Genomic DNA, 8186 nt, shown 5'->3' on the forward strand with positions numbered 1-8186 from the left:
TTGAAAAATCAACATGGGGATGATCGGTTTCGACTGGGGATGTCGAAGCAGGGGAAGCGAGCCGAGAAAGCGGCAATGATCTCGTAAACCATATGCCGAAAACAATAATCGCCAATTCTAAGCGCGATTCCTCCGCCTTCGCTCTCGCTGCCTAATTAGCAGCTAGCGAAGACTCCGCGGAGTGTCAGCCCGGGGCTGTTCCCGACCCGGATCCTGGCATCAGCTAGGGAACTAAACCACTGGGCCCGGCCACGGGACTCAGTGGGAAATCAAACAGTGGCTGGGCCCGTCGGCGGCTTGTCCGCGTGACTGCCGGGGCCGAGAAAAGCACAGCGGACTGCGCTCGGAGAAGCCCTGGTTCCGCACCACAGGACGCGGGTTCGATTCCCGCCATCTCCACATCCCTCGGGAGGCGTCGCCCGCCCGCGCACTGCGCGGGCGGGCGACGCCTTTCGTCGTTCCCCGGCATGCCCTGTCACCGCGCCGGTGCCGCCCGCAGAGTCACCGCCGCGATCAGCGCGGCGGCCGCCGAGGCCACCACCGGCACGGCGTACGCGGTGGCCGGGCCCCGGCTGTCCGTCACCGCGCCCGCGGCGAAGGACCCGGCCGCGATGCCGCCCAGCAGGGCGGTGACGGCGAGCGCCATCCCCTCGTTCAGCCGCCCCGGCGGCACCGTCCGCTGGATGTGCGCCATTCCGTTGATCATGGTGGGCGCGGTCGCCATACCCGCGACCAGCAGCGCCGGGGCGAGCAGCCACAGGCCGCCGAGCCGCGCCGCGACCAGCGGGAGGAGCATCAGCGCGGCCATCGCGGCGACACTCGCCCGGAAACGGTCGCGGGGCGGCCGCAGCCCGTACAGCAGCCCCGCCGCGCAGGAGCCGGCCGCCTGGAGCCCCAGGACCGCCCCGGCGGCCCCGCGGTGGCCCTGAGCGGCGGCGAAGGCGACGGTGGTGACCTCCATCGCGCCGAAGACGGCCCCTGTCGCCAGGAACGTGAACAGCACCGGGGGCACCGCCGCCCGCCCCGCGGCCCCCGCCCCCTGACGGGGCACCGGGGGCGGCTCCGTCCCGCGCTGCGCCGCGAACAGCACGATCCCGCAGAACAGCAGCACCGCCCCGGCCACCGTGCCCGCCTCCGGGAAGAGCGCGGTGCACAGGAACGCCGCCAGTACCGGGCCGAGCATGAAGCAGACCTCGTCCGCCGCCTGCTCGAAGGACCGGGCGACGTGGAGGGCCCGTTCGTCGTCCCGGAACAGGTACGCCCAGCGGGCCCGGGACATGCCGCCGGTGTTCGGGGTCGTCGCGGTCGCCGCGTAGGCGGCGAAGAGCGTCCAGGGCGCCGCGTGCAGGCGGACGCACAGCACCAGGGCCAGCGACCCCAGCGCGGCGACCGCCGCCGCCGGTACGGCGACGCGGCCCTGCCCGTGCCGGTCGGTCATGCGGGCGGTCCAGGGGCCCACGAGCGCCGTCGCGGCCAGGCCGGTGGCGGTGACCGCCCCGGCCAGCGCGTAGGAGCCGTAGGCCGCCGAGATCATGACGACCGCGCTGACCCCGAACATGCCCGCGGGAAGGCGGGCCATGAGGTTGCCCGCGGTGAAGGCGAGGGCTCCGGGCGGCGCGAGGATCCGGCGGTAGGGCGCAAGGCGGCTGATCACCCCACCACCCTCGCCGGGCGCCCCCGCGGTGGTCCAACACCTGATCAGCGCCCTTTCACGCACTTTTGTTGTCAGTGCCGCCGGCGCGGCCCGCGCCGCGTGTTGAATGAGCGGATGCCGCACGACCTCGACCCCCGTCTGCTGCGGGCCTTCACCGCCGTCGCGGAGGAACTGCACTTCACCCGGGCCGCCGCCCGCCTCCATCTCGCCCAGCAGGCGCTCAGCCGGGACATCGGGCGCCTGGAGGCGGCGCTCGGCACGCAGCTGTTCGCGCGCACGACCCGCAGCGTGCGGCTGACCGCCGACGGCGAACGGCTGCTGGCGCACGCCCGGCGCGTGCTCGCCGCCCACGACGAACTCGCCGCCGCCTTCGCACCCGCCGGCCGCCCGCTGCTGGTCGACATCGGCGCCCCGGTCGGCACCGCGCTGCGCGTCCTCGACCAGGCCCGCGCCGCCGCCCCCGAGCTGGAGCTCACCGCCCGCTTCCACAGCGGCCTCACCGGCGCCGCCGCGGAGATCCTCGCCGGGCGCCTGGACGTCTCGTTCGGCCGGGTCGCGGGCCTGGCCCCGGCCGCGCTCTCCGGCCTGGACCACCTCCCGGTCCGCTACGAGCGCATGGCCGTGCTCCTCCCCGGCGACCACCGCCTCGCCGCCCTGCCGGAGGTGCCGCTCGCCGCTCTCGCGGGCGAGGCGCTGTACGCGGCCGCGGGCAACCCGCACACCGCGGAGTGGACCGATCTCGCCGAACGGCTCTTCGCGGGGCGCGGCATCGGCCTCGTGGCGCCGTTCCCGGAGATCGACGGCAAGGACGAGTTCGCGCGGCTGGTCACCAAGCACCGCTGGCCGGTGCTGGCCAGCACCGAGTTCATCGACCTGCCCGGCTTCGTCCTGCGGCCGCTCACCGCCCCCGTCCCGCTCGCCCCCGTCTCCATGGCCTGGCGGCGCGGGCTCCGCCACCCCGGCCTGGACGCGCTGCACGCCGCCGCGCGCCGGCTGGGCGACGACGGCGGCTGGCTCACCCGTCCGCCCCGCTCCTGGCTGCCCGCGTCCGACGCCCGGCTGATGGCCCTGCCCGGCACACCGCCGCGCGCCGGTGCTCCGTGACCCCGCGCGGACGGGTTCCGTTTCGCGGCGGGGGCTCGGGGGAGGACCACCGAAGGAGGTGGCACGCGGATGGGAGCGACCGCGGCGCGGACGCAGCCGCGCTTCGACACGGGACGGACGAGCCTGGACCTCGTCGCGGCCGCGGCGCCGGGCCCCGGTCCTGCCGGCCCCGGGGCGGTGTCCCCGGAGCGGCTGGTGGAGTGGCTGCGGGGCGCCGGGCTGGTGCCGCGGGGCACCGAGGTGCCGGCGGACGGGGGGTGGCCGCGGCGGTTCCTGGAACTGGGCGCCGTGGTGGCGCGCCTGGTGGAGGCGCGGCTGGCCGGCCGGACGGCGGAGGACGGGGACGTGGCGGCGCTGAACGATGCCGCGCTGGCACCGCCGCCCGCACCGCGCGCGGTCCGCGCCGCGGACGGGACGCTGACCCGGGCGCTCGCGGCGAAGCCGGACTGCGCGGGGCTGCTGGGCGCGGTCGCCCGCGACGCGCTGGACCTGCTGACCGACCCCGTCGCGGCCGCCCGCCTGCGGCGTTGCGAGGGCGACGGGTGCACTCTTGTCTATCTGGACACCTCGCGCGGCCGCCGTCGCCGCTGGTGCAGCAGCGACACCTGCGGCAACCGCGAACGCGTGGCCCGCCACCGCAGGCGCGCCGGCGCCGCCGCGGCCCGCATCTGACTGGGCGGAAAACCCCTGGTTGGCGTACGGTGGCAGGCTGCTCCGTTCGCGGGGCGGCGCATGACGTACGGAAAGAGAAGAATGGGGGTCCTGCGTGGCAGCGGTCCGGGACACGGAGATCGCGGTCGAGCAGACGCATCTGGACCGGGTGTACGACCGCCTCGAGGAGAAGATCCACGAGGCGGAGTTCCTGATGGACGACGCGGTGAAGCGCGGCCAGGTCGGTACGCCGGGGGCGCTCGCGGAGCGCGACGCGCAGGTCTTCCGCGCGGGTCTGCACCTCAATCGGCTGAACGCGGAGTTCGAGGACTTCCTCTTCGGCAGGATCGACCTGCTGCTCGGCAAGGACGGCAAGAAGGGGCCGGACGGCGCCTACACCTCCGTCGAGCCGGCCGATGAAGCCGTGCGGCCGGACAACACGGCCGCGATCGCCGAGACCCTGCACATCGGCCGGCTCGGCGTGCTCGACGCCGACTACGCCCCGCTGGTCATCGACTGGCGGGCGCCCGCCGCGGCGCCGTTCTACCGGGCGACCCCGGTCGCCCCCGGCCGGGTGGTGCGCCGCCGCGTCATCCGTTCGAAGGGCCGCAAGGTGCTCGGCGTCGAGGACGACCTGCTGCGCCCGGAGCTCGGCACCGGACTGCCGGTCGTCGGCGACGGCGCGCTGATGGCGGCGCTGGGCCAGGCCCGCAGCCACACGATGCGCGACATCGTCGCCAGCATCCAGGCCGAGCAGGACGTCGTCATCCGGGCCCCCGCCGCCTCCGTCACCGAGGTCACCGGCGGTCCCGGCACGGGCAAGACGGCGGTCGCCCTGCACCGCGCGGCGTACCTGCTCTACCAGGACCGGCGGCGCTACGCGGGCGGCATCCTCGTGGTCAGCCCGACGCCGCTGCTGGTGGCGTACACCGAGGGCGTGCTGCCCTCGCTGGGCGAGGAGGGGCAGGTCGCCATCCGGGCCGTCGGCTCGCTCGTGGACGGCGCGGAGGCGACGACGTACGACGATCCGGCGGTCGCCCGGATCAAGGGCTCGCTGCGGATGCTGAGGGTGCTGCGCAGGGCGGCCCGGGGCGCGCTGGAGGACGGGCAGTGCCCGGACCGGCTGCGGGTCGTGGCCTTCGGGCGCCGTCTGGAGCTGGACGCCGAGCAGCTGTCGGGCATCCGGCACGCGGTGCTGGGCGGCGCGACGCCGGTCAACCTGCTGCGGCCGCGGGCCCGCCGCCTGCTGCTGGACGCGCTGTGGCGGCAGGCCGACCGCCGCTACGACGACCCGGAGATGGCCGCGGACGCCCGTGAGGCCTTCGACGAGGACGTGGCGACCGAACCGGAGTTCCTGGACTTCCTGGCGGCCTGGTGGCCCGTGCTGACCCCGCGCGGGGTGCTGGCCGCGCTCGCCGACGAGAAGCGGCTCGGGCGCTGGGCGCGGCGGGTGCTGACCCCGCCGGAGGTGCGCCGGGTGGCCCGTTCGCTGCGCCGGCTGGACGGCGAGGGCAACGGCGCCCTGTCGGTGCACGACGTGGCGCTGCTGGACGAACTGGAGTCGCTGCTCGGCCCGCCGCCGAAGGTGCGCACCCGCGAGGCGGACCCGCTGGACCAGCTCACCGGCCTGGAGGAGGTCACCACCTTCGCCGACCGGATGGCCGGCGGCCGCCGCTCCCGCCAGGAGCGGCTGGACGCGGAGCGCACGGAGTACGCGCACGTCATCGTCGACGAGGCGCAGGACCTGACGCCGATGCAGTGGCGCATGGTGGGCCGCCGGGGCCGCGCCGCGACCTGGACGGTGGTGGGCGACCCCGCGCAGAGTTCGTGGACCGACCCCGACGAGGCGGCGCTCGCCCGTGACGAGGCGCTGGGCACCCGCCCGCGGCGCCGCTTCACGCTGACGGTGAACTACCGCAACCCCGCCGAGATCGCCGATCTGGCGGCCAAGGTGCTCGCGCTCGCGATGCCGGGCAGTGAGTCGCCGCGCGCGGTGCGCTCCACGGGCGTGGTGCCGCAGTTCGCCGTCGCGGCGGGCGGCGGTGTGGGCGAGGCGGTCCGCGCGGAGGCCGAGCGGCTGCTGGGCGAGGTCGAGGGCACGGTCGGTGTGGTCGTGGCCATGGGCCGCCGCGAGGAGGCCCGGCGCTGGCTGGCGGGGCTCGGCGAGCGCGTCGTGGCGCTCGGCAGCCTGGAGGCCAAGGGGCTGGAGTACGACGCGACGCTGGTCGTGTCGCCGGCGGAGATCGCGGACGAGTCGCCCGCGGGGCTGCGCGTGCTGTACGTGGCGCTGACCCGTGCCACGCAGCGCCTGACGGTGCTGTCGGGCGGGCGGGACCTGCCCGACGCGGACGGCGTGCCGGACCTGCTGCGGGACTGACGGGCCGGCTGCCGGCGCCGACCGACGCGGACGCAAAGCGGCGGGGCGCCCTTCCCGTGGGAAGGGCGCCCCGCCGTACTTCTGTGACACCGACCCGCCATGCTCGCCTCGCGGCAAGTGGGCGCTCGAAGCGCCTAAGGTTGGGCCCGGGGGCTTGGATCGAGCCGGTGCCTTGTCCAATCTAACAAACGATCCGCGATTGTCATTCCGTACGCGGCATCCGATGTGACGGCGTCGCGGCAGGACGGCGAACACTAAGCACGCAAGCTTCCCAAGGAAGCCGCCGTTGCCGCAGCGTTCTGCTGCAAGGGCCCCGGTTTACCCATACCCGCGGGTAGGTGGCAGCATCGAGGGCGCACAGCAAGCGACAGCGGAGGAACAGCGGCCATGGCAACGGCGCCGAGCGTCTCGTACTCAATCACGGTGCGGCTGGAGGTGCCCGCGAGCGGATCCGCGGTCAGCCAGCTCACCACGGCCGTCGAAGCCTCCGGCGGCGCTGTCCACGGCCTGGACGTCACCGCCTCGGGCCACGAGAAACTGCGCATCGACGTGACGATCGCCGCCACGTCGACCGCGCACGCGGACGAGATCGTGGCGAAGCTGCGCGAGATCGAGGGCGTGGCGATCGGCAAGGTGTCCGACCGTACGTTCCTGATGCACCTCGGCGGCAAGATCGAGATGGCGTCCAAGCACCCGATCCGCAACCGCGACGACCTGTCCATGATCTACACGCCCGGCGTGGCCCGGGTGTGCATGGCGATCGCGGCCAACCCCGAGGACGCCCGGCGTCTGACCATCAAGCGCAACAGCGTCGCCGTGGTCACCGACGGCTCCGCGGTGCTGGGCCTGGGCAACATCGGCCCCAAGGCCGCGCTGCCGGTCATGGAGGGCAAGGCGGCCCTCTTCAAGCGCTTCGCCGGCATCGACGCGTGGCCGCTGTGCCTGGACACCCAGGACACGGACGCCATCGTGGAGATCGTCAAGGCGATCGCCCCCGGCTTCGCCGGCATCAACCTGGAGGACATCTCCGCGCCGCGCTGCTTCGAGATCGAGGCCCGGCTGCGCGAGGCCCTGGACATCCCGGTCTTCCACGACGACCAGCACGGCACCGCCATCGTGGTGCTCGCCGCGCTGACGAACGCGCTGCGCGTGGTCGGCAAGCAGATCGGCGACGTGCGGGTCGTGATGTCCGGCGCGGGCGCCGCGGGCACCGCCATCCTGAAGCTGCTGCTGGCCGCCGGGGTGAAGCACGCGGTCGTCGCCGACATCCACGGCGTCGTGCACAGCGGCCGCGAGGACCTGGTCGGCGCGGGCCAGGAGTCCGCGCTGCGCTGGATCGCCGACAACACCAACCCCGAGGAGATCACGGGGACGCTGAAGGAGGCCGTGCGCGGCGCGGACGTCTTCATCGGCGTGTCGGCCCCCAACGTCCTCGGCGGCGAGGACGTCGCGGCGATGGCCGAGGACGCGATCGTCTTCGCGCTGGCCAACCCCGACCCCGAGGTCGACCCGGGCCTGGCCCGGGAGACCGCCGCGGTGGTCGCCACGGGCCGCAGCGACTTCCCCAATCAGATCAACAACGTCCTGGTCTTCCCCGGCGTCTTCCGCGGCCTCCTGGACGCGCAGAGCCGGACGGTGAACACCGACATGATGCTCGCGGCGGCGACGGCCCTCGCGGACGTGGTCACCGAGGACGAACTCAACCCGAACTACATCATTCCCAGCGTCTTCAACGACAAGGTCGCGGGTGCCGTCGCCGGTGCCGTCCGCGAGGCGGCCAAGGCACAGGGCCTTACCGCGACGTCATGACGACGGAGCGTCATCGGGCCGTATGAGAGACGCTTTTTGTGTGACTCTCCCGGGTGCCGGATTGGCGTTTCCCCCAGAAATGGGGGCAGGATGCGTACCTGGGCGGTGAGGGCCGCACCGCAGAAGCGCTAACAGCGACTTCAATGCGCCTTCCCCGGCGGTCGACGTTGGGGGATTCCATGCAAGGAGAACTAGATGAACCGCAGTGAGCTGGTGGCCGCGCTGTCCGAGCGCGCCGAGGTGACCCGCAAGGACGCCGACGCCGTTCTGGCCGCGTTCGCCGAGGTCGTCGGCGAGATCGTCGCCAAGGGCGACGAGAAGGTCACCATTCCCGGCTTCCTGACCTTCGAGCGCAGCCACCGTGCCGCTCGTACCGCGCGCAACCCGCAGACCGGGGACCCGATCCAGATCCCGGCCGGCTACAGCGTCAAGGTCTCCGCGGGCTCGAAGCTCAAGGAAGCCGCCAAGGGCAAGTAAGTCCCCAGGCGTGGGGGGGGGGGGGGGGGGGGGGCCGGGGGGGGGGGCCGGGGGGGGGGGGGGGGGGGGGGGGGCGCCCCACCCCCCCCCCCCCCCGCGCCCCCCCCCACCACC

General features: G+C 74.2%; 6 protein-coding genes and 1 other RNA gene. 6 read left to right on the forward strand and 1 reads right to left on the reverse strand.

What is annotated here, in order from left to right:
• Positions 1–15: 15 nt before the first annotated feature.
• Positions 16–402: a transfer-messenger RNA gene (gene ssrA, locus ACIP64_RS39280) on the forward strand.
• 73 nt (positions 403–475) lie between these two features.
• Here the strand turns inward: ssrA and ACIP64_RS39285 are convergent.
• The gene (locus ACIP64_RS39285) at positions 476–1654 is read right to left on the reverse strand and encodes an MFS transporter (protein WP_401597026.1); all 1179 of its coding nucleotides are present in this window, start codon (positions 1652–1654) and stop codon (positions 476–478) included.
• A 114-nt stretch (positions 1655–1768) separates the two neighbouring features.
• On the opposite strand from ACIP64_RS39285, the gene ACIP64_RS39290 reads away from it, so the two are divergent.
• The 5 genes from ACIP64_RS39290 to ACIP64_RS39310 all read left to right on the forward strand — a co-directional run bounded on the left by ACIP64_RS39290 (position 1769) and on the right by ACIP64_RS39310 (position 8072).
• Positions 1769–2758, forward strand: a complete 990-nt coding sequence (locus ACIP64_RS39290; RefSeq protein ID WP_401597029.1) for a LysR family transcriptional regulator — start codon at positions 1769–1771, stop codon at positions 2756–2758.
• Between the two features lie 69 nt (positions 2759–2827).
• Positions 2828–3430, forward strand: a complete 603-nt coding sequence (locus ACIP64_RS39295) for a CGNR zinc finger domain-containing protein (RefSeq protein WP_401597031.1) — start codon at positions 2828–2830, stop codon at positions 3428–3430.
• A gap of 94 nt (positions 3431–3524) precedes the next feature.
• The gene (locus tag ACIP64_RS39300) at positions 3525–5786 is read left to right on the forward strand and encodes a UvrD-helicase domain-containing protein (protein WP_401597034.1); all 2262 of its coding nucleotides are present in this window, start codon (positions 3525–3527) and stop codon (positions 5784–5786) included.
• 387 nt (positions 5787–6173) lie between these two features.
• Entirely contained in the window at positions 6174–7595 is a 1422-nt protein-coding gene (locus ACIP64_RS39305; RefSeq protein ID WP_401597036.1) for an NAD-dependent malic enzyme, read from the forward strand.
• A 195-nt stretch (positions 7596–7790) separates the two neighbouring features.
• The gene (locus ACIP64_RS39310; RefSeq protein WP_018564081.1) at positions 7791–8072 is read left to right on the forward strand and encodes an HU family DNA-binding protein; all 282 of its coding nucleotides are present in this window, start codon (positions 7791–7793) and stop codon (positions 8070–8072) included.
• Positions 8073–8186: the final 114 nt, after the last annotated feature.

The sequence above is a fragment of the Streptomyces sp. NPDC088733 genome, from assembly GCF_044751185.1.
Taxonomy (GTDB): domain Bacteria; phylum Actinomycetota; class Actinomycetes; order Streptomycetales; family Streptomycetaceae; genus Actinacidiphila.